General features: G+C 58.4%; 18 protein-coding genes and 5 pseudogenes. 19 read left to right on the plus strand and 4 right to left on the minus strand.

All coding sequences use genetic code 11. The features are described 5' to 3' along the window. From EN786_RS31255 to EN786_RS31280, 7 genes and pseudogenes are all read left to right on the plus strand, one after another. Positions 1-132, plus strand: a pseudogene (locus EN786_RS31255) (IS481 family transposase); the annotation flags it as partial. 265 nt (positions 133-397) lie between these two features. After that, positions 398-1,576: a cytochrome P450 gene (locus EN786_RS31260; RefSeq protein ID WP_164759124.1), complete on the plus strand. Its 1,179-nt coding sequence runs from the start codon at positions 398-400 to the stop codon at positions 1,574-1,576. Between the two features lie 29 nt (positions 1,577-1,605). Beyond that, positions 1,606-1,728 (plus strand): annotated as a pseudogene (locus tag EN786_RS38875) (ferredoxin); the annotation flags it as partial. 138 nt (positions 1,729-1,866) lie between these two features. Then, a complete protein-coding gene (locus EN786_RS31265; RefSeq protein WP_126083656.1) occupies positions 1,867-2,454 on the plus strand; it encodes a nuclear transport factor 2 family protein in 588 nt (195 codons plus the stop codon). Between the two features lie 148 nt (positions 2,455-2,602). Beyond that, the gene (locus tag EN786_RS31270) at positions 2,603-4,204 is read left to right on the plus strand and encodes an SDR family oxidoreductase (protein ID WP_063169384.1); all 1,602 of its coding nucleotides are present in this window, start codon (positions 2,603-2,605) and stop codon (positions 4,202-4,204) included. Between the two features lie 138 nt (positions 4,205-4,342). Beyond that, positions 4,343-5,395, plus strand: a complete 1,053-nt coding sequence (locus EN786_RS31275) for an LLM class flavin-dependent oxidoreductase (protein WP_024505249.1) — start codon at positions 4,343-4,345, stop codon at positions 5,393-5,395. Next, the gene (locus tag EN786_RS31280; protein ID WP_029356557.1) at positions 5,382-6,008 is read left to right on the plus strand and encodes a nitrogen fixation protein NifQ; all 627 of its coding nucleotides are present in this window, start codon (positions 5,382-5,384) and stop codon (positions 6,006-6,008) included. Before EN786_RS31275 ends, EN786_RS31280 begins: the two co-directional genes overlap by 14 nt. Here EN786_RS31280 and rpoN read toward each other — a convergent pair. Continuing rightward, positions 6,005-7,438 carry an RNA polymerase factor sigma-54 gene (gene rpoN / locus EN786_RS31285; RefSeq protein ID WP_126063822.1) on the minus strand — a complete coding sequence of 478 codons (1,434 nt, stop codon included), beginning with the start codon at positions 7,436-7,438 and terminating at the stop codon, positions 6,005-6,007. The genes EN786_RS31280 and rpoN overlap by 4 nt on opposite strands. 68 nt (positions 7,439-7,506) lie before the next feature. Then, positions 7,507-8,040, minus strand: a complete 534-nt coding sequence (locus tag EN786_RS31290) for a peroxiredoxin (protein WP_029356553.1) — start codon at positions 8,038-8,040, stop codon at positions 7,507-7,509. 1,174 nt (positions 8,041-9,214) lie between these two features. On the opposite strand from EN786_RS31290, the gene EN786_RS31295 reads away from it, so the two are divergent. From EN786_RS31295 to EN786_RS31310, 4 genes and pseudogenes are all read left to right on the plus strand, one after another. Further along, a complete protein-coding gene (locus tag EN786_RS31295) occupies positions 9,215-9,526 on the plus strand; it encodes a hypothetical protein (RefSeq protein ID WP_206437555.1) in 312 nt (103 codons plus the stop codon). 832 nt (positions 9,527-10,358) lie between these two features. Next, a complete protein-coding gene (gene hisC / locus EN786_RS31300) occupies positions 10,359-11,474 on the plus strand; it encodes a histidinol-phosphate transaminase (protein ID WP_126063823.1) in 1,116 nt (371 codons plus the stop codon). Between the two features lie 94 nt (positions 11,475-11,568). Beyond that, positions 11,569-12,603, plus strand: a complete 1,035-nt coding sequence (locus EN786_RS31305; RefSeq protein WP_095484287.1) for an LLM class flavin-dependent oxidoreductase — start codon at positions 11,569-11,571, stop codon at positions 12,601-12,603. A gap of 244 nt (positions 12,604-12,847) precedes the next feature. Beyond that, a pseudogene (locus tag EN786_RS31310) lies at positions 12,848-14,054 on the plus strand (IS3 family transposase). A 13-nt stretch (positions 14,055-14,067) separates the two neighbouring features. Here the strand turns inward: EN786_RS31310 and EN786_RS31315 are convergent. After that, positions 14,068-14,185: pseudogene (locus tag EN786_RS31315) on the minus strand (transposase); the annotation flags it as partial. Further along, complete coding sequence (locus EN786_RS37945; protein WP_167512160.1) at positions 14,169-14,342, minus strand: hypothetical protein; 174 nt, start codon at positions 14,340-14,342, stop codon at positions 14,169-14,171. The pseudogene EN786_RS31315 and the gene EN786_RS37945, both read right to left, overlap by 17 nt. A gap of 335 nt (positions 14,343-14,677) precedes the next feature. Between EN786_RS37945 and queC the strand changes: the two genes are divergently transcribed. The 8 genes and pseudogenes from queC (at position 14,678) to nifK (ending at position 23,549) form a co-directional block, all read left to right on the plus strand. Next, complete coding sequence (queC, locus tag EN786_RS31320; protein WP_063170389.1) at positions 14,678-15,376, plus strand: 7-cyano-7-deazaguanine synthase QueC; 699 nt, start codon at positions 14,678-14,680, stop codon at positions 15,374-15,376. After that, the gene (gene queD, locus EN786_RS31325) at positions 15,376-15,732 is read left to right on the plus strand and encodes a 6-carboxytetrahydropterin synthase QueD (RefSeq protein WP_126063824.1); all 357 of its coding nucleotides are present in this window, start codon (positions 15,376-15,378) and stop codon (positions 15,730-15,732) included. Before queC ends, queD begins: the two co-directional genes overlap by 1 nt. Positions 15,733-15,737: 5 nt before the next feature. Next, entirely contained in the window at positions 15,738-16,463 is a 726-nt protein-coding gene (queE, locus tag EN786_RS31330; protein WP_164752747.1) for a 7-carboxy-7-deazaguanine synthase QueE, read from the plus strand. Between the two features lie 770 nt (positions 16,464-17,233). Beyond that, the gene (locus EN786_RS31335; RefSeq protein WP_126063825.1) at positions 17,234-17,986 is read left to right on the plus strand and encodes a carbonic anhydrase; all 753 of its coding nucleotides are present in this window, start codon (positions 17,234-17,236) and stop codon (positions 17,984-17,986) included. Between the two features lie 160 nt (positions 17,987-18,146). Beyond that, positions 18,147-18,343: pseudogene (locus EN786_RS38880) on the plus strand (7-carboxy-7-deazaguanine synthase QueE); the annotation flags it as partial. A 1,051-nt stretch (positions 18,344-19,394) separates the two neighbouring features. Next, entirely contained in the window at positions 19,395-20,288 is an 894-nt protein-coding gene (nifH, locus tag EN786_RS31345; RefSeq protein WP_024505261.1) for a nitrogenase iron protein, read from the plus strand. A gap of 87 nt (positions 20,289-20,375) precedes the next feature. Continuing rightward, on the plus strand, positions 20,376-21,878 hold the full coding sequence (gene nifD, locus EN786_RS31350; RefSeq protein WP_024505262.1) for a nitrogenase molybdenum-iron protein alpha chain: 1,503 nt from the start codon (positions 20,376-20,378) through the stop codon (positions 21,876-21,878). 129 nt (positions 21,879-22,007) lie between these two features. Further along, complete coding sequence (gene nifK, locus EN786_RS31355) at positions 22,008-23,549, plus strand: nitrogenase molybdenum-iron protein subunit beta (RefSeq protein ID WP_126063826.1); 1,542 nt, start codon at positions 22,008-22,010, stop codon at positions 23,547-23,549. Positions 23,550-23,596 lie beyond the last annotated feature (47 nt).

Raw genomic sequence — 23,596 nt, forward strand, 5'->3', positions numbered from 1 at the left:
CACCGCGCCGCAGAGTTGCCGGTCTGGCTGCACAGATACAATTGGCACCGTCCCCACGGGAGCCTAAAGTCCAAAACACCTATCAGTCGCCTCGCTCTAACCGAGGACAACCTGTTGAGGCTCCACAGCTAGCGATCCCACCAGTTGAGTTGCTCCAAGTCGGTGTCTAGCTTTCTACATTCTGTGTCCGACGCTGGACAAGAATGTTGCAATCCCGACCAGCAAGTCAGCGCAGGCGCCACCTGTTGCCCAGCAAACGGCAAGGATTATCGAAAGACGAATTCGGCACGGAGCTTGCACCAACGATTGCATGCAAATGCCGACAGCATCTCATGAACGGTCTCTCGATTCTGGCGCGGTTAAATCGCGGCCGGTTCCAGATCATGTCCCGCCCGAAATGGTGAGGGACTTCAGCCTGTTTACGTCGCCCGGCATGTTGCCGACCGCTAACGGGGATCCGCATGCAGCGGTTGCTTGCGTTCATGCCGGGCCTCCGATCTTTTATTCAACCAGCAACACGCGCGACGGTCGGGGTACCTGGGTCATCACTCGCGCGAGCGACCAGCGCCGGGTGCTGCAGGACACCGAAACGTTTTCCAGCCATCGCAGCATCTTCGCCTCTGTGCTCGGCGAGAGCTGGCCGATGATCCCGCTTGAGCTCGATCCGCCATTCCACGGTGTTTTTCGCTCACTGCTCAATCCGCTGCTTTCGCCAAAGCGGGTAATGGCATTGGAGCCGGCTGTCCGGGAACGAGCGATCAAGCTGATCGACAGGATCGCCGCATCAGGCACGAGCTGCGACATCATGAAGGATTTTGCAGTTCCGTTCGCGGTCAATATCTTCCTTCGCTTTATTGGGCTTTCGGACAACGGACTAGAAACATTTGTCGGCTGGGCTAGAGATCTGCTCCACGGCGATAAGGAGCAACGACCACCCGCAGCCCGGACGATCGTGGCCTTCATCGACGAACTTGCCACCGAGCGCCGCAAGGAGCCGGTCGATGATTTCATGACCTTCATCGTGAAGGCAAAGGTCGAGGGTCGTCTGCTCAGTGACGAAGAAGTCCGTGGCATCGGCGTGCTTGTGTTCGTCGCGGGACTCGACACGGTCTCAGCAGCCATATGCTTCGACTTGGCCCATCTCGCGCGCAACCCCAAAGATCAGGAATTGCTACGAAGCGAACCGGACCGGATTGCCGTCGCTGCGGAAGAATTGCTGCGCGCCTATTCGACCATTCAGATGATCCGAGTGGCAACGAAGGATGTCGACTTCAAAGGCGCGCCGATCCGCAAGGGAGACTATGTTTCCTGTGCCACGATGATTGCCAATCGTGACCCGGCGGAATTCGAATGCCCGAATGAGATCGATCTGGCGCGCGAGGACAACCGGCACGCTGCCTTTGGCTATGGTCCCCATCGTTGTCTTGGCTCACACCTTGCCCGGCGGGAGATTGTCATTGGCCTGGAGGAGTGGCTGGCGCGCATCCCAGCCTTTCGGATCAAGACAGGGACTGAACCTATCACCTTCGGCGGCCATGTGTTCGGGATCGAGAATCTGATCCTGGACTGGTCCTGAAGTTTCAGCCAACGACATTGGAGTTCGCTATGCGTGTCGTCGTACATAAAGCCAGATGCCAGGGTCATGCGCGCTGCTGGGCGCGGGCGCCGAGAGTCTTCAAGCTTGATGACGCCGGCTACATCTTGCCCGGTGATATTGATGTTGCCGATGGGGAGCAACTGCTTGCCTCAAAAGGGGTACGAGCCTGCCCCGAACAAGCTCTGGAAGTTGACGAGCCCCCCGCTAACTCAGTTGTAGAGAGAGACACACGCAAAGTGCAGACTGGCATCGGGAAGGATAAAACAATCATACAATTCGCGACAGACCCTGTCGACCACGCGAAAATTACCGAACTGCGTGACCGAGAGGCGATCCGCAACTGCCTGTATCGGTACTGCCGCGGGATAGACCGCGCCGATGAGGCGGCGCTGCGTAGCGCATACTGGCCCGAAGCGTATGACAGGCACGGTCCCTATTGCGGACCGGCAGAGGACTTCATCCAATTTGCTCTCGGTCTGCCGGGGCACCGTAACATCCATCAAATCACGAACAGCCTGATCGACTTCATCAGTTCAGCAGAGGCCGCGGTCGAGAGCTATTTCACCGCGCTGCAACGCGGACCGGATACAGACCAAGAAATACGTCAGACGCTGCTTTGCGGCCGTTACTGCGATCTGTTTCAGAAGAGGCAGGACGAGTGGCGAATTGCGGAACGGACAGTCGTCTACGATTGGGTTGAGGAGCAAATCCCGCCAGCGATTCTTGAGGCAGATAGGTTCGGCCGGCGACAGCCGATTGGAGCACAACATCCAGACGATCCCATCTACCAGTTGCTCAAGGGTCACATCCCCACCGACCAAGATGGCGTCGAGGGTCCCCAACTGGGAGCTGCATAAGTGGGTAGAAATGGAGGATGAGCGCCCTACGGGAACGACATCTGTGTGGGGCCGCAACTGGCGGTCACTGCAACGATTTGGCTCGGCCCTTCATTCCGCCCAAGGTTGATGGGCTGAGATCACAAGCGGTCATCGTGGAGAAGCTCTCGTGAAACTGGCAGCACGCACCGTAATCATCACAGGCGCTGCGGGCGGGATCGGCCGTGCCCTGGTCGATATCCTTGCCGCGGACGGAGACACTGTAGTTGCGGTGGACCTTCCGGGCAGTGGTGTGGTTGAACTGGCTCGGGATCTCGGGTCGCCGCACGTCGGTCTGGAGTGCGATGTGTCGCGAGAGAAGGACATGCTCTCACTTTTCGGCCAGGTCGAAGCACGGTTCGCGCAAATCGATGTCCTCATCAACAATGCGGCGGTTGGACCCACGATGGATAGGATCATCGACACCGCTGTCGATACCTTCCGACGCGGCGTGACAGTGAACCTTATTGGGCCATTCGTTATGGCCCGGGAAGCGGCGCGGCGCATGAAGCCGGGCGGTGCGATCGTCAATGTGGCTTCGATGGCGGGCGTGGTCGGCAATCCCAGGCGCAACGCCTACGCAGCCTCGAAAGCTGGCGTGATCTCGTTGACAAAGTCCCTTGCATGCGAGTGGGCTATGCGAGGAATCCGCGTCACGGCGGTGGCGCCGGGCTCCGTCCGCACCCCAATGGTCACAGAACTGGCACGCGCTGGCAAAATGGACCTCGCGGCGATACGCCGCCGCGTGCCGATGGGGCGCTTGGCTCGCCCCGACGAGATCGCCAGGGTCGTGCGTTTTCTGAGCAGCACGCAGGCGCGCTACATCACCGGCTCGGTGCTGGCAGTCGACGGAGGCTGGATGTCATTCAACCAGCCGGGGGATGCTCACCCGCCGGTGGATGGTGCGCTCCAAGCCGAGCTCTCCTGTCCGGCCGAATGCACAGATGCGCGAATCGTGCTCGTCACCGGTGGCGCAAAAAGCATTGGCGCGGCCGTCGCTCGCCGCTTTGCCGCGAACGGCGACACCGTCGTGATTGCTGATAAAGATGGCACTGCAGCGGCAGAGCTGGCTACATCGCTCCCCGGCAAGCATCTGGCGAAATCGCTGGACGTGGCCGTCGAGAGCGATGTGGTGTCGATGTTCGAAGAACTGAGGGGACGCTTCGGGTATATCGATGTTCTGGTCAATAGTGCTGATACCGCCGACAGGATTGTGCCTGCGATCGAGCAACTGTCGAAACAGCTCGAACACGTCCTGGATGTCAACCTTACCGGCGCCTTCACCTGCGCGCGCGAAGCGATCAAGGCTATGCGCCCGGGCGGCGTGATCCTCAATCTCGGGTCGATCGACAGCTTTCTGCCGTTCGCGCCGCGCCATGCCTACGGCGCCTCCAAGGCGGGGATGGATATGCTGACCCGTTGCATGGCGGCCGAACTCGGGCCGGTCGGAATTCGGACAGCCACCGTCGCTCCTGGCCACATCCGCACGCCCGCACTTGCTCAGTTGGCCAAAGCCGGCCGCATCGACCTGACAGCAATCGGACGACGCATCCCCATGGGCAGGATGGGACGGCCAGAAGACGTCGCAGATGCATCGTTCTTCCTTGCTTCGTCTGACGCCTCATACATCAACGGCTCGATCCTCTACGTGGACGGCGGCTGGACCTCGTTCGGTGATGCGGGAAACGCCAGCGAACTCTATGACGAATGTTTTGCGGAGGCCGCAGGTTAATTGCCAGGCCTTCGCAGGGCGACCGGCCGAGCATTATGAAGCCTCGGCTCCACGACGCACCTGAGGTGCTTGAGATCCAAGCATGTGCATGCCGAGCACATTCCCGGTCGGCTGACGTGTCTATAACGAGGAGAAATCATGGAATTTGCCACTTTCATTCTGGCCGCCCAGCGTGGCTATCACCAATCCTCAGAAAGCGTCATCCGCAACTCCATCGAACAGGCCGTCGCTTCGGAGCAGGCTGGGTTCAACACCGCGTGGTTTGCTGAGCACCACTTCAACAATTACAGCCTCATACCATCCCCGCTGATGATGGTGGCGCACTGCGCCGGCTTGACAAGCACGATTCGCCTGGGCACTGCCGTCTGCGTGCTGCCGCTTTACCAACCGCAGCGCCTGCTGTCCGAGATCGGCTTCGCCGACATCGTTGCGAACGGCCGTCTCGAGCTCGGCGTAGGCTTGGGATACCAGCAGTTCGAGTTCGAACGGTTCGGCGTGGACATCGATGAGGCGCCGGCCGTCTTTTCGGAATACCTGGACATCATTCTCAAGGGCCTCAACCAAAACGTCTTCGAACACGACGGCCAGTATGAGAAGATCCCCCCAACAGCGATTTCGGTCCGCACAGTCCAGCAGCCGACGCCGCCTATCTGGATCGCTGGCGGAGCCGCACGGATGGCTCGGGCCTACCGCGAGGGGCACAATTTTTTTGTCACAGCCTTCCACGACGGCTTAGAGACTTTGACCACACTGCGTGAATCAGTCGAGAGGGCGGCGGCATCCGAGGAAAAGAACGTCACCGACGTCAAGATATCGCTGCTGCGCTGCTGCTATGCCAGCCACGACGAGTTGGAGATCAACAGCTATCTCGACAATGCCCGCTTCCAGCGCCGGCTTTCTGAAGCCCTGCATCAGCGCCGCCAACAGAGCCACGATGGCTACCTGCTGCAGGAGACACCGACCCAGCAGGATCTGTCCTTCGAGACCATGCGCAAAAATTTGCCGATTGGCAGCGTAAATCGCGTGATTGATCGCCTGCTGGAAGAGATCGATATCTTGAAACCGGACCAGATCGCAGTTCAGACTCAATTGGGCGACTTCGACCAAAAGACGATGCTGCGCCAGATCGAGCTCTGGGGCGACAAGATCATCCCTGCGGTCAACAAGGCGCTTTGTCATGCCGGAAGCTGAAGCCGGCCGTTACGATGATGGCTGCCTATCCAGCGCGCAATGGCGTGGGTCCGAGCTAGGGAGGAGCTTCGATCAGCATGTGCTGCCCTGCGTACATTCACGTTCGCTTGAGGAGGTCCAGGCGGGCGAGGTGTTGGCGACGGAGGGGACAGGCCTTTCGTCTGTCGAATTGCGTGATGTCTTGGCCGCAACTTTCCCGTCTACCTCCAGCAGCGTATTCGCTTTGGAGGAGTTGAGCGAGCCCGAGCCGGAACTGGAAGAGGAGCTGCTACGCCGGCTGCTGCTAGCGCATGCTGCGCCGGCCGACCCGGCGAGCGGCCGCTTGGCCAAGATCATCGCCCGGCGTGCGATGCGCACGGACCATCTTTGGCGGGATCTTGGCCTCTCAAATCGCGCTGAGCTCAGCCGCCTGCTTGCCAGACATTTTCCCGCGCTGGCGGCAGGCAACACAGAAAACATGAAATGGAAAAAGTACTTTTACCGCAAGCTGTGTGAGGCCGAAGGCTTTTCGTCATGCACTGCACCCAGTTGTCGGGAATGCCAGGACTTCGAAAGCTGCTTCGGCCCGGAGGAAGTTGAGAGTCGCCTCTCGCCGACCAGGAATGCCGGTTAGTCACTTCGCTTGATCGCAGCTGCGGACAAACGCTTATCGCGGCGCCGTAGTATGGAGGAAGGGATGTTCATCGCCTCGCGATATTTGGTGACGGTACGGCGAGCGACATTGATGCCGGTCTGCTTGAGCTGAGCAACGATGTCTTCGTCGGAAAGTACCTTGTCGAGCGATTCTTCGGCGATGATTGCCTTGATCCGATGGCGGACAGATTTGGCGGAGTGCGCGTCGCCGCCCTCGCAGGATGCGATTGTCGCTGTGAAAAAATACTTCAGCTCGAACACCCCGCGCGGAGTTAACATGTACCTGTTCGAAGCCACCCGGCTTACCGTCGACTGGTGCATTTTGATCCCGTCAGCGACATTTTTGAGACAGAGAGGCCGCAGATGGGCGACGCCGTGTGTAAAAAAGGCATCCTGCTGGCGCACGATTTCGGTCGCAACCTTAAGGATCGTCTTAGCGCGCTGCTCGAGGCAGCTGATCAGCCAGTTCCCTTTTTCCTGGCAATGGTCGAGAAACGCTTTGCCTTCCGGATTTTGATTGGTCAGCTGCGAGATTTCGGCGACATAGGTGTGGTTGATCAACACTTTGGGCAGCGTGGCCGGATCAAGCTCCACCCGCCATCCACCTTCGGACTTGGGCATTACCCAGACGTCCGGTACGATGGTTTCCGGCGTCCCGGACTGGAACCGGTCTCCAGGCTTGGGATCGAGCGCGCGGATTTCGTTCCTCATGTCGAGGAGATCCTCCTCGTCGACTCCGCAACGCTGCTTCAATCCCTGAAAATCCCCCCGTGCAAGCATCTCGAGATTGGCGACCAAAGCTGCCATAGCCGGGTCGAACCGGTCTTGCTGGCGCAGCTGAATCTCCAGGCATTCGCTGAGAGTTCGCGCAAAAATCCCCGGCGGATCAAATTGCTGCAAGATTCCGATGACCCGTTCCACATCAGCTTGCCGAACGTTTAACCTCCTGGCCAGATCGAAAAGGTTTACCTGAAGATAGCCAGTGTCCTCCAGATGGGCGGCGAGCTGTCCGGCAATCAGCCGCTCCTGGGGGGTGAACGGGGTGAGGGCGACCTGGCGGGCGACATGGTCGTGCAATGTTTCGGTGTGGGCGGTAAACTCCTCGACGGCAGGTCGATCGTTGCCGCTACTGCGTTGCGACTTCCATTGCCCGCGCCCGCCAGACGGCCCGCCAATGGGCGATTCGCCGATTTCGCTTCTGCTTTGACTGCTCCGCTGATCCACCCCTGACAGCGGCGAATCGTCGTCAAACGGGTCAGGCTTCAAAACGGGGTTCCTCTCGAGTGCCTGCTGCACGAGCTGATGGAGTTCAGTATGCGTCAATCGCAGCAAGCGAATAGCTTCAATGGCTTGAGGCGATAAGACCATACGTTGCTTCTGGCGTTGAAGCAGGCTTGCTGAGAGATGCATGTTGAACCGTAATCTGCCGAGGATGCTCTAGTGTGTGCTTGGGTTGTGTGAGACTTGCCACTTCTGGGTCATGCCGCCGCCTTCAGTTTGTCGAGAACGTTTTGCGGGGATGAAACGCCATAGGGGTCCGTCTCGCAGTTGTCACAGAAGCCTTCCTCCTCGAACCACTGCTCCACCACGCCATCGTCGATCAGAGCGGCGTATCGCCAGGAGCGCATGCCAAAGCCCAGATTGTCCTTCGCGACCAGCATGCCCATTTTGCGCGTGAACTCGCCCGACCCGTCTGGGATCAGCTCGATCTTCTGCAGCCCCAAGGACTTTCCCCACGCATTCATGACGAAAGCATCGTTGACCGAGACGCAGTAGATCGCGTCAATTCGCAGTTCCAGAAATTGATCATAGAGTTTTTCGAAATCGGGCAGTTGGAAGGTCGAGCAGGTCGGGGTGAAGGCGCCAGGCAGCGAGAACAGGATGACGCGCTTGCCCCCGAAATAATCGTCGGAGGTCTTGTTCTCCCACCGATAAGGATTTGGCCCCCCGATCGACTCATCGCGAACACGCGTGCGAAAGGTCACGAGAGGAACGTTCTTTCTGTCGGTCATTGATTTGCTCCCAGGCCAAAGTGGTACGGTGCATTTTTCGGTTAAACTGAAGCGGCATCGACTTCGGTCGACAGTTCCGGCAGCCTCGCGCCTTGGCGTGGTTGCCTCGGACCGGTCTTGTGCAAGACCGCCCCCGAGCAGGCACGTTTAAAGGCGACGAGCTTCCGCGGAGACGGGGAATTTCGCTCGCGTGCTTTATCGAGCTTTGAGAGGTAGGCATGGTCTGCAACCGTGATTTTGACTGCGTTCTATCGACCGAGTCGCAAGCGCCATGCCAATTGACCCGATGCCTTGGGTTCACTTCGGTTTTTGCAGCAACTTTCGTGTTGTGCAGTAATGCCGGTCGATATTATTGCTCAAGCAGCACTGGAAATTGGGTGCGACTCCGTTCGGCAAACCCGGCCTTTGTCCGAAGCCGGACACGAATGTCGGAAATAGCCAAACGCCAGGATCTGGGGCGGGTTAAGAAACGTTGCCGTGGGCACCGGCTTCAGCACAATTGCGCCACGCGAGCATGGCTCCCAGCGTCAATGCCGTGCAGCAGCGAGACGAAGTCACTGCAGAATATCAACCTCTGCGAAGTCGTTGAAACCCAGCATGTGCGAGCCGTTCGAGGCGCAGATCAAGGCATGCTCGAGGAAGAGCTCGTGCTCTCGGCAGCAAGTGTTGCGACGTCTGACAAGGATCGTCGCGCTTCAAGGAAAAGAACCTGAATGGTGCACGGCTTGTGAAGGCCGGCGCATGGAAATGGCTGGGCTGATCATCCTCCATGAGGGTTGAATGAAGAGCTGGCCCCTATCTCCCTCAGCTGCAACGGGGGGAGGTAGGGCATGTCCGTCTATCGCGCTGGGTAACATTCCTCGGTGAGGCAATAAGGGGGAGCAATTTCTCATTTCGGCAGACACGACCCAGCTCTCCTTTCATGCGCTGATTCCCCCAAGGGAAATCGCGACTCCAGGCTTCCTATGCAGCGAATCGCGGTGCTGTCCGATGTCCGACAATGTCGGATGCGGATCGTAGCTGGGCTAGATCCGTCACTTTGCCTCGATGGTTTCCCACTGGCCTTATATCTGCTTCGCCCCAAATGCGGCGACATAACCTGTGCGGCATCTGTGAATGGATCGACTTCAATCGAGACCTCGGAGGTCCCGATGCGCGAAGGGAGCTTGCCGATATGACGGCCACCATAGCGAACCACGGTCCGGACGACGAGGGGACTTGGATCGGCGGGCCTGCGGCGCTGGGACACCACCGCCTGGCAATCATCGATATCCAGGGCGGCCGTCAGCCGAGGATGCTCCAGGAGGATGGCCGACCTGACTTGGTGCTCGTCTACACGGGTGAGACTTACAACTACCGCGAGCTGCGTCAACAGCTGGCCGGCCTAGTCCATCGCATGAACACGAGCAGTGACACCGAGGTGGTGCTGCACCGCCCCCGCGAGTGGGGCTCTTCGGCGGGTACACTTTTTTCACGAAATCCGTGAATGTTTCTCGCGACATCATCCCGCAATCGGTGGTGCAGCGGGTGAAGAGCCCGTATCCGGCTATCCAGAATGCCGCCTACGACAAAATACTACGTACGCGGTTCACTGCGATGCTGGACGACCTAGTGCCGGCAGTGGCACCGCTGTTGTCCGTCGACAGGTCCCGCGCTTGCTCGGTGCGACCAACAACCTTAAGCGCTAGGGCGTAACCTGACCCTGCAAGATCTCCTCACCGACTATAAGGTGCGCCTCACGATCTGAGACGATGGGACAGGATGGCTAAGGAGGTGCGCCGTCTTGCATGCCCCGCCACCGAGGCGAACCCTCTTCGCTACGCGCGCCACAGCGACGCTCCATATCGTCAGGCCTGCGTCTCATGCTCAGATGAGCCGGTATTTGGCTCTCTCATCAGCAAACCGAGAGAGCCCATGCCAAGACGGAAGCAAGCAAGACGAACGAGCGTCAGAGATATCCTGCGCCTGACCCATAAACAGGGCAGTCCGGTGGGCCAGGTGGCAGAGCAACTGAGGTTCGGCAAGACTTCGGCTTCCACCTATCTGCGGGCGCTGGAGACGGGCTGTCGTGCAGGCCCTGCATGCGGCTTTGAGGACGATGCGATGTTGAAACACCGTCTGTTGCGCCGAATCGGCCGTCGGCCACACGTTGGGTCGTCATCAGGTTCTCGACAGCTTGCCGGTGTCAAATCCAAACCGTGGTCGGCGATCCCCACCAGGGTGGGAAGGCAGCGCTGATATAGCCGAACGTCGATCAAGTCACGATCAACTATTGCCTCATGTCACATGCCCTGCGGGACTGAAAAACGGAGAAGAACATGTGCGATGCAAAACTGAAGACCGTGCTTTCGCTTTTTTCGCCGGTGGCCAGCAAATTAGATGCTCTCTCGTCCAACGGACCAGCGACGGATGCAAATTGCGTTAAGCTAAATACGAACGAGAACCCGTTTCCGTTGCCGAAGAGCGTAATGCAAAGTGCAATTGCTGCGATCGAACACCAGTATCTTTATCCGGAAGACGACAATCTCAGCTTAAGGGCAGCTGCCTCCGATGCTTACGGATTTTCCAAAGATCAGGTGATTGCCGGCAACGGTTCGTCGGAGCTGCTCGGACTCATCTACAGAGCTTTCCTCGCCCCAGGAGATAGAGTGGCGATGCTGTCGCCCGGATTTTCGTTCAACCGTAAACTTGCCATGTTGCAGGGTGCCGAGTTTCTCGAAATCGCATCGAGCGAAGCTCATCCCCTGCCGATAGAAAAACTGCTGTCCGGCCCCGCAAAAGACGCGAAGTTCATTCTGTTGGCTAATCCGAACAATCCGACCGGAACATTCGTGCCGGTGGCCGAAATCGAACGCCTTGTGGAGCAAGCAGATCGCTTGGTCGTCTTGGATGAGGCCTACGTTGACTTCGCACCCGACAATGCCCTGCGCCTCGTCAATAGACATCCGAATCTTTTGATCTTGAGGACTTTTTCAAAGAGCTATGCTGCTGCTGGCGTGCGAGTCGGCTTCGGTTTCGGTCACCCAGAAATCATTGGCAGGCTGCGCAACATCCAGAATGTCTTCAACATGAACGTGATCGGGCAGGCGGTCGGGAAAAGCATTCTTGCGCATCGCCACGCCTACGAAGAGAACCACAGGCACATCAAGCATGAACGACAGCGAGTGACCCTGGCGCTGTTGCAACTTGGCTTTTCCGTAACACCCTCCCACGCAAACTTTTTGCTGGCCCGTGTGCCGGCGGGACAGGAGGGCTCATGCTGGCAAGCCGCGTTGAAAGAGCAGGCGATCCTCATCGCCAGCTTTCCTGACGTAGATTTGAAGAACTGTATTCGCGTCAGCATTGGCACCACAGAGCAGATGGACAAATTCCTTGCTGCCGCCAAACGCGTCTGTATGAGCTTTAAGAAGAATCGCGGTGTGCACAAGCATTAAGTCAATTCACATTAAGCGCCAAGTAATAGGTGCTGATATGTCGCCAGCTATGATGATTAGCGAATAAATAATAGGTAATTTGGAGAACAATTAATTGAAGAAAATTTCCGCTTCGGGCCTGACCTTCGGCATCTTCGATCATCTGGACGAAAACGGCGATGACATCGCACAACAATATGCAGATCGGCTGAGCCTAGCAGAAGCGTGCGATGGCTATGGCTTTTATGCGTATCATCTCGCCGAGCACCACTGTACGCCGCATGGCAGAGGTCCATCACCGAATTTGTTCTTAGCGAGCGTCGCCCAGCGAACCCGCAGTCTTCGTGTTGGTCCCATGGTAATGCTACTTGCGCTCTATCATCCGCTGCGTGCCTTCGAGGAGATCTGCATGCTTGATCAGTTGAGCGGCGGCAGGCTTGAACTCGGCATAGGGCGCGGCTCTGCTCCCACTGAATTGGGATACTTCGGGGTTGCTGTAGAAGCAGCACCAGAACAGTATGCGGAGGCCAGTGAGATTCTCATCAATGCGATGAAAGGCGGGACGCTTTCTTATCAGGGCCGCCACTTTGAGTTGAAAGATGTTCCGCTGACGTTGAGACCTCACCAATATCCCCATCCGCCGACATGGATCGCCACCAATCGACCCGAGCCGGCTAGCTGGGCCGCTGCGAATGGGGCAAACATCGCCTGCGTCGGACCTTCCACTTCTGTTCGCAGCGTTACCGACGCGTTCCGCGCCGCCCGAATTCACGATGCTGACATTGGCCAGCAAGCGCCATTTCTTGGATTGCTCCGAATGGTGGTGATAGGGCGTTCTGAAACAGATGCGTATTTGCTCGCAGCACCTGCCTATGAACGATGGCTCAATAGCTTCAAATTTCTATACGAACTAAATGCCATTTCCACTCCACCAAACTTGCCTTTGAACTTCGATGCAGCAATTGAAAGTGAATTGTGCGTCGTGGGAACGGCAGATTCTGTCCGAAAAGCTCTCCTTGATCAGCTGGAAGAGGCAGGTGCTAATTATCTTCTGTGTCAACTGGCATTTGGGGATTTGCCGCTGGATGCCTCACTATACACCGCATCGGCCATTCGATCCGAAATCATGGCTCGAGTTGCCGCATCGTGAATCCGTCGTGTGATTGGAGGAGCAGCGGCAGCGCTGCTCCTCATTGCGAAACGGTTGTGGGGGCCGGACTCCTGTCAGGTGTAAACCATTGGAGCACGTCCTATCTGATCCAGGTCATATCCTGCGGCTTTGAAGTAGTTGGCACATTCGGCTGGGGTGAAGAGGTCGACGACCGCGCCGAGGCCTTGCCCCTCTGATCTAATCCGGTTTGAAGTTCGTTCTGGCCCATCCAGAGGATCAGGACATGAAACGCAGCCGCTTCTCTGAAGAGCAGATCATCGGAATTTTGAAGAAACACGAGGCCGGGGTATCGGTTGGCGATCTGTGCCGCAAGCACGGGGTCAGCGACGCCTCGATCTACAATTGGAAGGCCCGCTTCGGCGGGATGGATGTCACCGAGGCTCGGCGACCTGAAGGGCTGGAGGACGAGAACACGCGCCTGAAGCGGCTTCTGGCCGACGCCATGCTCGACAATGCCGCGTTGAAGGACCTTGTGGGAAAGAAATGGTGACGCCCGCCGCCAAGCGGAAAGCTGTCGCTCGCCTGAAGGAAGGCTTCGGGATGAGCAAACGGCGGGCGTGTAAAGCCATCGGCTGTTGCCGCATGACGGTTCGCTACCAGACCAGCAGGCCGGACGACCGGGAGGTTCGCGAGCGGATGAAGGCGATCGCGCAGGAGCGTCGCCGGTTCGGCTACCGGCGTCTTCTCGTGATGCTGAGGCGGGAGGGCCTGGTCGTGAACCACAAGAAGCTGTTCCGGCTCTATCGGGAGGAGAAGCTCGCCGTTCGCCGCCGTGGCGGCCGCAAGCGGGCGATCGGGACCAGGGCGCCAATGCTGGTGCCGCTGAGGCCCGACGAGTGCTGGTCGCTCGACTTCGTATCGGACCAGCTCACCGACGGGCGCCGCTTCCGCATCCTGGCCGTCGTCGACGACTGCACGAGACAGTGCCTGGCACTCATCGTTGATACGTCTCTCTCGGGCATGCGGGTTGCCCGCGAATTGGACCGGCTCATCACTAGCGCGGCCGGCCCAGGATGATCGTCAGCGACAATGGCAGCGAGTTCACCTCGAACGCCATCCTCTCCTGGGCGGATCAGAACCGCGTCGAATGGCATTACATTGCGCCCGGCAAGCCGATGCAGAATGGCTTCATCGAGAGCTTCAACGGCCGACTGCGCGATGAACTGCTCAACGAGACGCTGTTCACCTCGCTGGCTCAGGCGCGCGTAGCCATCGCCCTGTGGCACGCCGACTACAACACCGCGCGGCCGCACTCCCAAATCGCCTGGCAGACCCCGGCCAAGTTCGCCAGCACCTTCAATCCGCGACGGTCGCTCGCGCTGCGCTATGCCAAAGGCTCCGCGCCAGCGCCCGTCGCTTCACCCGCCCAGCAGGGCACAACCCACGCCGGAAACGAACTCAAAACTGCTGGGGCAACGTCAGTCCCATAGAGCCTTGATGGTCGGCCTTTGCTCGCAGCAGCGCCTTAGGTTGGGCGAAGGCGTTCTCAATCGGATTGAAGTCGGGACTGTAGGGCGGCAGGTAGAGCAGGCTCGCCTGCGGCCTCAATCGCGCCGCGCAGGGTTCTCCAGGCGGATGTCGCCAATGTCAAATTTGCTGGCATCCATGTCGCCCTCGCTTTCTGGTTCGAGATCGGAAAATCGCCGAATAATCAGCACATCAACCTGCGCCTGAAGGAGCTCACTGCCACTTTCGGCTGGCGGGGTGTGCCGCCCCACAATTAGAATGTCAATTGTCGTGCCAACCGCACAAGCGAAGGCCAGAAAGCCAACATGTGTTCTGCGGCTTAATTAAGAGTCAGCCGATGTCGGCCGAACATCACCTTGTCTCGAAGTCGACGATCCGACAGCAGATTGCGAAAGTTGGCGCGATGCGAAACAAACTGCTGAAGCGCTCAACTTTTATTGATCACGCGTGTTGGACGCGACGCACTCCCGTTCCAATCGGGCTGAGCGCAAATTCTCCCGGTTCACAAAACTGAGTCGCTGGAGTAGTGGGGGCGCAGAGAAATCTCCGGTCGCAGCCTTACCCGGTCAAAACAAGGATACCAATGATGAAGACTCTCGCCGTCTGCTCTGGCGGATTGGACTCCGTTTCCCTTGCTCACATGGTGGCAGCGGAGCACGAACTCACCGGCCTTCTATCTTTCGACTATGGCCAACGGCACAGGAAGGAATTGGGCTTCGCCGCTCTTTGCGCGCAGCGACTGAAGGTCCCGCACCAGATCATCGACATCGGCGAAATTGGCCGTGGCCTTTCCGGCTCAGCGCTGACTAGCAGTATCGACGTGCCGGACGGCCACTACGCCGAAGACACGATGAAGATTACGGTGGTGCCGAACCGCAATGCCATCATGTTGGCAATCGCCTTCGGTCTCGCCGCCGCCCACAGCGCCGAAGCGGTGGCGGCGGCCGTGCATGGTGGGGACCATTTCATCTATCCCGATTGCCGTCCGGCCTTCATTGAAGCTTTCCAGACAATGCAAGACCGCGCGCTCGACGGCTATGCGCAGATACGCCTCTATGCACCGTATGTGAATCTCGGAAAAGCTGACATTGTTGCGGATGGCGCAAGATACGGCACCCCGTTTGCTGAGACCTGGTCCTGTTACAAGGGCGGCGTGCGTCACTGCGGACGATGCGGGACCTGCGTCGAGCGGCGCGAAGCGTTCCATCTCGCCGGGCACGCTGATCCCACCGACTACGAGGACGCCGATTTCTGGCTTGAGGCGCTGCGCAGGAGGCGCGCGTAATGTTCCACATCACCAAGGAATTCCACTTCTCGGCCTCGCATCAGCTCACCTCCTTGCCTCCCAACCATCAATGCGCGCGCCTGCACGGGCATAACTATGTCGTCGTAGTGGAGCTGTCGGCCAAGGAACTGGACGCCCACGGCTTCGTGCGCGACTATCACGATCTGGCGCCGCTCAAACGCTACATTGACGAGAGCTTCGACCATCGGCACCTCAACGACGTGCTGGGACATGAGAAGGTCACGGCGGAATGCCTGGCCAGACATTTCTATGAATGGTGCAAGGCACGTCTGCCGCAGACCGCGGCCGTGCGCGTTAGCGAAACACCGAAAACTTGGGCGGAATACCGTCCGTGACCGACATGCATCCCGCAATCCGTGTGAGCGAGATATTCGGGCCGACTATCCAGGGCGAGGGCGTGCTCATCGGCTTGCCGACGGTGTTCATCAGAACCGGCGGATGTGATTATCGCTGTTCATGGTGCGACAGCCTTCACGCGGTGGACAATCAGTATCGCCATGAATGGCTACCGATGCCGATCGATGCCGTGTGGCAAACCGTCCATGCGCTTTCCGGCGGCAGGCCGGTTATGGTCTCCTTGTCAGGCGGCAACCCGGCCATTCAGCCGTTCGGTCCCCTCATAGAACGCGGCCATCGCGAGGGCTATCGTTTTGCACTGGAAACGCAGGGTTCCGTGGTGAGGGAGTGGTTTGCGGATCTTGACGTGCTGACCCTTAGCCCAAAGCCGCCGTCCAGCGAGATGACCACCCGTTGGGCTGCGTTTGATGCATGCCTCGAAGCGGCGCAAGAGAAGCCGCAAATCGTGCTCAAGCTCGTCGTTTTCGACGAGAGTGACTATGCCTACGCCAAAGAAGTCGCGGCGAGATATCCGCACCTTCCGATCTATCTGCAACCCGGCAATCACACGCCGCCGCGCCCTGGCAGTGAAGACGCCTCTGTCGACTTGGACGGAATAATGATGCGAATGGAATGGCTTGTCGAAAGGGTGACTAGCGACAGGTGGTTCGAAGCCCGCGTGTTGCCGCAGCTGCACGTTCTGCTTTGGGGTAACAAGAGGGCGGTCTAGTCTGCGGCTTGCGTCGCACCGGAAGGCCGGGCTCCAACGGCTTGGCAGGCTCTCTTCGCGTGCCGAGTACAGCCGAGCTTTGTTCGCGTCAGCGGTCTCGCGATTGTGCGGCTGGAAACCGCCCGGACACCCCGCTGCCGGCGTGTGTCACCTTGACTCCGATGAGCTGTCGTCACGCAAAGTTGAAATCCGCAAGAACTGGCCTTCTCGCCCCACCTGCTCCGTCGCAAGCACGTCATCCCCTCATCCTTGTCCAGCTCTTATCGATGTATCTCATTGTCCGGCCTGACGCACGACTGTCAGCATGGGAATGCATCCATTGCGCAAATGCCTTCCATAAAGAAGATCGATTTCCTCACTGGCCCAACGTGAAATATAGCAACGTTTTCGTGGCGTGGGTCGGCTGCGTCGGGAGTAGCGATGAAAACGTATTAGGGTCGCCTGCGTCTCCTTGGGCAGCGAGTGTAAAGTATAGCGATGCGGCCTCCGGCGCGAACGGCAGCCGCGCAGTGATCACCTTCGCCTGTGCCTTTGCGGCGGGGGTCAAGCGCTGGTCTGCTCAAATTTTTTATCGTTTAGCTGGTTGAAACTGCTCCCGTTGCGGGCTGCAGAAGCCGGCCAGCCGAGAAACGGCAGCCGCACTTATGAAAGCACGCCAAGGCATGCGGGCATCTATCAGTTGCAAAGGACAATACTGGCCGCGCCGATTGGCCATCACGCGTCCATTAGGGCAGCCACCAACATCAGTTCGCAAGAGGAGCAAAAGTAATATGTATCGTCGTCACCTGATCAAAGGGTTGGTTGCGCTCGGCGCATGCCGGATTTGCGTTCAAGCCGCCCAAGCGACCAGTGCCCATTGGGGGTACACCGGTCCGGTCGGACCGGAGCACTGGGCTGATCTGGATAAGGAAAATTTCGTATGCTCTGCCGGCACGCAGCAATCGCCGATCAATATCAACAGCGCGGTCAAGGCGGATATCCCGCATATCGCCATCGGCTGGCACAAGGGCGGCGGCAATATGGTGAACAACGGCCACACCATTCAAATCAATATGCCACAAGGCAGCACGCTGACCCGCAGCGATCGTGTCTACGAACTGGTACAGTTCCATTTCCATGCGCCAAGCGAACATCACGTGGCGGGCAAGAGCTTCCCGATGGAGGTGCATTTCGTTCACAAGGACACGCAAAGTGGTACTCTGGGCGTGCTGGGCGTCTTTTTAACGCCCGGCGCGACAAATGCCAGCTTTGCTGCCCTTGCTGCGGCCTTTCCCGAACTGCCGAATGGGGAGGTGACGATCGACGAGGTGAATCCCAACTGGCTTCTGCCAGCCTCGCTTGGCTATTGGACTTATGAGGGCTCACTGACGACGCCGCCGTGCACCGAAAACGTCGAGTGGATGGTGGCGATGGAACCGGTTGACGTTGATCCGGCAGACATCCAGCGATTTGCCTCCCTCTACCCGTCGAACGCGCGCCCTATTCATTCACCCAATCGACGCTTCATCCTGCGCCAGAGTTGAGCGCCGCCCCAGCGGTTCCGCACGGTCCAACATTCTTGGCACAAGTTGGCGCGAAGCCTCCTCTTCCGGTCTGGCGGTCTGACGGCGCTCCCCAAGCTGGCTAGTCTAAATGATAGGGATTCGGTGCCGACACCACTCGTCCCAAAGACGTCGCGGCGAGGTTTGTCTGCAACCCGGCAATCACACGCCGCCCCGCCGTGGTAATGAAGACGTCTCTGTCGAGTCCGACGGAATATGATGCGCATGGAATCGCTGGTAGAAAAGGTGACCAGCGACAGGTGGTTCGAAGCCCGCGTCTTGCCGCAGCTGCACGTTCTACTCTGGGGTAACAAGAGGGTGGTGTATACCTTCTCCTAGCTTCGCCGCCAACTACTCGGTTTTCCGAATTGCTCTCTATATTCTTGAAGACGATGCGTTCGTTAAAGACATGTGCTGCGCACCTGGTGTAAAAGCTGCTCTCATCATGCAGAGGTCAAGCCAGTCGGGCTCATCCGAGGCTATGGCCGTGAGCACTGTTCAGTTCGGCAGAGAGGGCGCTTTTGTACACACTTTGCGATCGTGGCGGCCCCGTGGGCAGATCTGCAAGCTGCCGCGACACTAACCTCTCGAAGCCCGCCCGCCCGCCTGTTGATGCGTGTCTCCCAGTAAGATTCCTGTCCAAGAACGTGATAATCTTCTTGCCAGTGTTGTAGCTGATGTTGCCCTTGATGCCGCAGCCTACCGCGGCGGGACCAAACTCAATGGCAAGCAGGCCGGCTAGGATCGTGCAGCCAGTCGCGAGCCTCGCCCACAACGGGGTCTCACGCGCATGAGGGCGCCGACCATGGGTTCGGCGGTTCGTACGCGTATAACACGTATCTTTCTGAAAAAATCAATGCTCTCGGCTAAGCTACTGAATTATTTGGCTTCCATATAGCGCGTCGGCGGAACCAACTTGTAGACGGGCTATGAAAGGTTAAGCGCGGATGTCTATCGGCCGCCGGCGTTCCCGCTCTGTAAGCCTGCCTGAACTACCCGCGCCGCGGTCAAGCCCCAGGCTCCTGCTCATCCAGCGACCGCCCGATCAATGGCAGGCTGGAAAGACAAGAGCCGATGTCTTCCGATGGTCTCGCCATCAGCTTTGGGCTAACTTCCCCATTCTCCCGCTTCGAGCTCGACACACGGCGGTTTGGATGGCGCACGACAATCTGTGTCGGCTTTGTCGTGTCCGTGACAGACGCCTGAAAGGCCCGTTCGCGCGTTTTGCCGCCGTCTAAGCGGCTGGAATTTAATGACAAAGTTTTTTCTGGGATCGGCCGATCACGCTGGTACGCTTTTTGCGATGCTTGGTGTGAGGCGGCACGAGCTGCCTATCGGCACTTGTGTCGCGGGCAGTCGCGATGATTAGAACGAAGGAAGGAAAGCTATTATGTCAGGTCTGCGTCAGATCGCCTTTTACGGAAAAGGCGGCATCGGCAAGTCCACCACGTCCCAAAATACGCTCGCTGCCCTTGTCGACCTCGGGCAGAGAATCCTCATCGTAGGATGCGACCCCAAAGCCGATTCCACACGCTTGATCCTGAATTCGAAAGCTCAGGATACCGTCCTGGATCTCGCCGCACAGGAAGGTTCGGTGGAAGACCTCGAACTCCAGGACGTGCTCAAGGTGGGCTACAGAGGCATCAAGTGCGTGGAGTCCGGCGGCCCCGAGCCGGGTGTCGGTTGCGCCGGCCGCGGCGTCATCACCTCGATCAATTTCCTCGAGGAGAATGGCGCTTATGACGATGTCGATTATGTCTCCTATGACGTCCTCGGCGACGTGGTATGCGGCGGCTTCGCCATGCCGATCCGCGAAGGCAAGGCCCAGGAGATCTATATCGTCATGTCCGGCGAGATGATGGCGCTCTATGCCGCCAACAACATCGCCAAGGGCATCCTCAAATATGCCCATTCGGGCGGTGTGCGGCTGGGCGGGCTGATCTGCAATGAACGTCAAACCGACCGCGAACTCGATCTGGCCGAAGCACTGGCTGGCCGATTGAATTCCAAGCTCATCCACTTCGTGCCCCGCGACAACATCGTCCAACATGCCGAACTCAGGAAGATGTCGGTGATCCAGTACGCGCCGGACTCAAAGCAGGCAGGGGAATACCGCGCTCTGGCCGAGAAGATCCACGCCAATTCGGGCCAGGGTACGATCCCGACGCCGATCACCATGGAGGAGCTGGAGGAGATGCTGCTCGACTTCGGCATCATGAAGACCGACGAGCAGATGCTTGCCGAGCTTCACTCCAAGGAAGCGGCGAAGGCGGCGGCCCAGTAGTGACATTAGCGCTGCCATGAATCGGCGCGCCTTGCAGAGAACGGCGCCTATTCTTTGAGGCGTCACCCAACCTTGAAAGGGGGACTCATGAGCCGGGAATACGAGAATGACGGTGCTCTTCATGCGAAGCTTATCGAAGAGGTGCTGTCGCATTATCCCGACAAGGCGGCGAAGCGCCGCAAGAAGCACCTCAACGTCGCAAAGAGCGGCAACGAGGCTGGCGGGGAAAGCGAGGTCCTTTCCGAATGCGACGTCAAATCGAACATCAAGTCCATTCCCGGGGTGATGACGATTCGCGGCTGTGCATATGCTGGTTCGAAAGGCGTGGTGTGGGGGCCAGTCAAGGATATGGTCCATATCTCGCACGGCCCGGTCGGCTGCGGCCAATATTCTTGGTCGCAGCGCCGCAACTACTACGTCGGTACAACGGGCGTCGACACGTTCGGGACAATGCAGTTCACCTCCGATTTCCAGGAGAAGGACATCGTCTTCGGCGGCGACAAGAAGCTGGAACAGATCATTGACGAGATTGAAGTCTTGTTTCCGCTCAACAACGGCATCACCGTGCAGTCCGAATGCCCTATCGGCCTGATTGGCGATGACACCGAGGCCGTTTCTCGCAAAAAGACCAAGGAGTATGACAAGACGATCGTGCCGGTACGCTGCGAGGGCTTCCGCGGCGTCTCGCAGTCGCTTGGCCACCACATCGCCAATGATGCAATCCGGGATTGGGTCTTCGACAAAAAGGATGTCAAGTTCGAGGCCGGCCCCTACGACGTCAACGTCATCGGCGACTACAATATCGGCGGCGATGCCTGGGCCTCGCGCATACTGCTTGAGGAGATAGGGCTGCGCGTGGTTGGCAACTGGTCGGGTGACGCCACACTCGCAGAGATCGAGCGCGCCCCGAAGGCTAAGCTCAATCTTATCCACTGCTACCGGTCGATGAATTACATCTGTCGGCATATGGAGGAAAAGTATGGCGTCGCCTGGATGGAGTACAATTTCTTCGGTCCCTCCCAGATCGAAGCCTCTCTGCGCAACATAGCCAAGCATTTTGGGCCGGAAATCGAGGAGAAGACCGAAAAGGTCATTGCCAAGTACAGGCCGCTTGTTGATGCGGTCATCGCCAAGTACCTGTCGCGCCTGGAAGGAAATACCGTGATGCTCTATGTGGGCGGCCTGCGCCCCCGCCACGTCGTCACGGCCTACGAGGACCTCGGCATGGTCATCGTGGGCACCGGCTATGAATTCGCCCACAGCGACGACTATCAGCGCACCGGCCACTACGTGAAGAACGGCACGCTGATCTACGATGACGTGACCGGCTATGAGTTGGAGAAATTCATCGAAGGGATTCGCCCAAATCTGGTCGGCTCGGGAATCAAAGAAAAATACCCGGTGCAGAAGATGGGCATACCGTTCCGCCAGATGCATTCCTGGGATTATTCAGGCCCGTATCACGGCTACGATGGCTTTGCCATTTTCGCACGTGATGTGGATCTCGCCATTAACAACCCGGTCTGGGACCTATTCCACGCGCCTTGGAAAAGAAGCCGGGGCGATGAGCGGGCGATGGCTGCCGAATAAACATTTGCTTCAGCCCCAGTCTCCCACTGAGACGGTGAACTCCCGCGGCCTCTGATCCGCCGGAGCCTGGAACGTCTTGACGTCCTGAGCTGCCGTCCCGCGCAGCCAGATGCAAAAGAGGTAATCATCATGCCGCAGTCGGCTGAAAAAATTCTCGATCACGCTCCCCTGTTCCGCGAGCCGGAATACAGAAAGATGCTCGCTGAGAAGAAGCTAAACTTCGAATGTCCGCACCCCGATGAAATCATTTCCGATCAGCGCGATTTCACCCAGACGTGGGAATACCGCGAAAAGAACCTCGCCCGCAAAGCGCTTGTCGTGAACCCGGCCAAGGCCTGCCAGCCGCTGGGTGCGGTATTCGCTGCCGCCGGCTTCGAGCGAACCATGTCCTTCGTCCACGGCAGCCAAGGTTGCGTCGCCTATTACCGCTCGCACCTGTCGCGCCATTTCAAGGAGCCTGCCGCGGCGGTCTCCTCCTCAATGACCGAGGATGCGGCGGTGTTTGGCGGCCTGAAGAACATGGTCGACGGGCTCGCCAACACCTACCAGCTCTACGACCCCAAGATGATTGCCGTGTCGACGACCTGTATGGCAGAGGTCATTGGCGACGACCTGCACAGCTTCATCCAGAACGCCAAGGACGAAGATTCAGTCCCGCGCGACTTCGACGTGCCCTTTGCCCACACCCCGGCCTTCGTTGGCAGTCATGTCGACGGCTATGACAACATGGTCAAAGGCATTTTGGAGCACTTCTGGAAAGGTCAGGAGCGTACGCAAATCGAAGGAACCATCAACATCATTCCGGGCTTCGACGGCTTCTGCGTCGGCAACAACCGGGAGCTCAAGCGCCTGCTCGATGTAATGGGCGTGTCCTATACATTGATCCAGGATGCCTCTGACCAGTTCGATACGCCTTCGGACGGTGAATACCGCATGTATGACGGGGGCACGAAGATCAACGAGGTGAAGAAGGCCCTCAACGCCGAGGCAACGCTTTCGCTGCAGCATCACAACACCCGAAAGACACTGGGCTATTGCGAGGAGGTCGGGCAGGCGACGGCCTCGTTCCACTATCCGCTCGGCGTTCAGGCGACGGACGAATTCCTGATGGAGGTCGCGGCGATTTCCGGCAAGGAGATTCCCGAGGCAATTCGCCTCGAGCGCGGCCGACTGGTAGACGCCATGGCGGACAGCCAATCCTGGTTGCATGGTAAGAAATACGCCATCTACGGTGATCCCGACTTCGTTCACGCAATGGCCCGCTTTGTCATGGAGACCGGCGGCGAGCCAACCCATTGCCTCGCCACCAATGGCACCTCGGCATGGGAAGCCGATTTGAAGAAGCTGCTAGCATCCTCGCCTTTCGGCAAGGCTGCCCAGGTTTGGGCGGGCAAGGACCTGTGGGCGCTGCGCTCACTGCTCTTTACCGAGCCGGTGGACCTTTTGATCGGCAATTCCTACGGCAAGTACCTGGAGCGCGACACCGGAACACCGCTGATCCGGCTGATGTTTCCGATCTTCGATCGGCACCATCATCACCGCTTTGCGCTCTTTGGCTACCAGGGAGCGTTGCGCGTGCTGACGACGATCCTCGACAAGATCTTCGACAAACTCGATCGCGAGACGAGCGAGACGGGTGTGACGGATTATTCCTATGACCTCACGCGCTAAGAGCCGTGGCCGGCTTTTCGCCGAGGCCATTCCTTGCCCAATGGACT

Origin of the sequence: Mesorhizobium sp. M4B.F.Ca.ET.143.01.1.1, from assembly GCF_004792275.1 — a bacterium.
Lineage (GTDB): Bacteria > Pseudomonadota > Alphaproteobacteria > Rhizobiales > Rhizobiaceae > Mesorhizobium > Mesorhizobium abyssinicae.

What these genes read in the sequence shown, in the direction of transcription:
- EN786_RS31260 (WP_164759124.1), top strand. Translation starts at nt 398, where the DNA reads ATGGTGAGGGACTTCAGCCTGTTTACGTCGCCCGGCATGTTGCCGACC.
- EN786_RS31275 (WP_024505249.1), top strand. Translation starts at nt 4,343, where the DNA reads ATGGAATTTGCCACTTTCATTCTGGCCGCCCAGCGTGGCTATCACCAA.
- EN786_RS31280 (WP_029356557.1), top strand. Translation starts at nt 5,382, where the DNA reads ATGCCGGAAGCTGAAGCCGGCCGTTACGATGATGGCTGCCTATCCAGC.
- rpoN (WP_126063822.1), bottom strand. Translation starts at nt 7,438, where the DNA reads ATGCATCTCTCAGCAAGCCTGCTTCAACGCCAGAAGCAACGTATGGTC.
- EN786_RS31290 (WP_029356553.1), bottom strand. Translation starts at nt 8,040, where the DNA reads ATGACCGACAGAAAGAACGTTCCTCTCGTGACCTTTCGCACGCGTGTT.
- EN786_RS31295 (WP_206437555.1), top strand. Translation starts at nt 9,215, where the DNA reads ATGACGGCCACCATAGCGAACCACGGTCCGGACGACGAGGGGACTTGG.
- hisC (WP_126063823.1), top strand. Translation starts at nt 10,359, where the DNA reads ATGTGCGATGCAAAACTGAAGACCGTGCTTTCGCTTTTTTCGCCGGTG.
- queC (WP_063170389.1), top strand. Translation starts at nt 14,678, where the DNA reads ATGAAGACTCTCGCCGTCTGCTCTGGCGGATTGGACTCCGTTTCCCTT.
- queD (WP_126063824.1), top strand. Translation starts at nt 15,376, where the DNA reads ATGTTCCACATCACCAAGGAATTCCACTTCTCGGCCTCGCATCAGCTC.
- queE (WP_164752747.1), top strand. Translation starts at nt 15,738, where the DNA reads ATGCATCCCGCAATCCGTGTGAGCGAGATATTCGGGCCGACTATCCAG.
- EN786_RS31335 (WP_126063825.1), top strand. Translation starts at nt 17,234, where the DNA reads ATGTATCGTCGTCACCTGATCAAAGGGTTGGTTGCGCTCGGCGCATGC.
- nifH (WP_024505261.1), top strand. Translation starts at nt 19,395, where the DNA reads ATGTCAGGTCTGCGTCAGATCGCCTTTTACGGAAAAGGCGGCATCGGC.
- nifD (WP_024505262.1), top strand. Translation starts at nt 20,376, where the DNA reads ATGAGCCGGGAATACGAGAATGACGGTGCTCTTCATGCGAAGCTTATC.
- nifK (WP_126063826.1), top strand. Translation starts at nt 22,008, where the DNA reads ATGCCGCAGTCGGCTGAAAAAATTCTCGATCACGCTCCCCTGTTCCGC.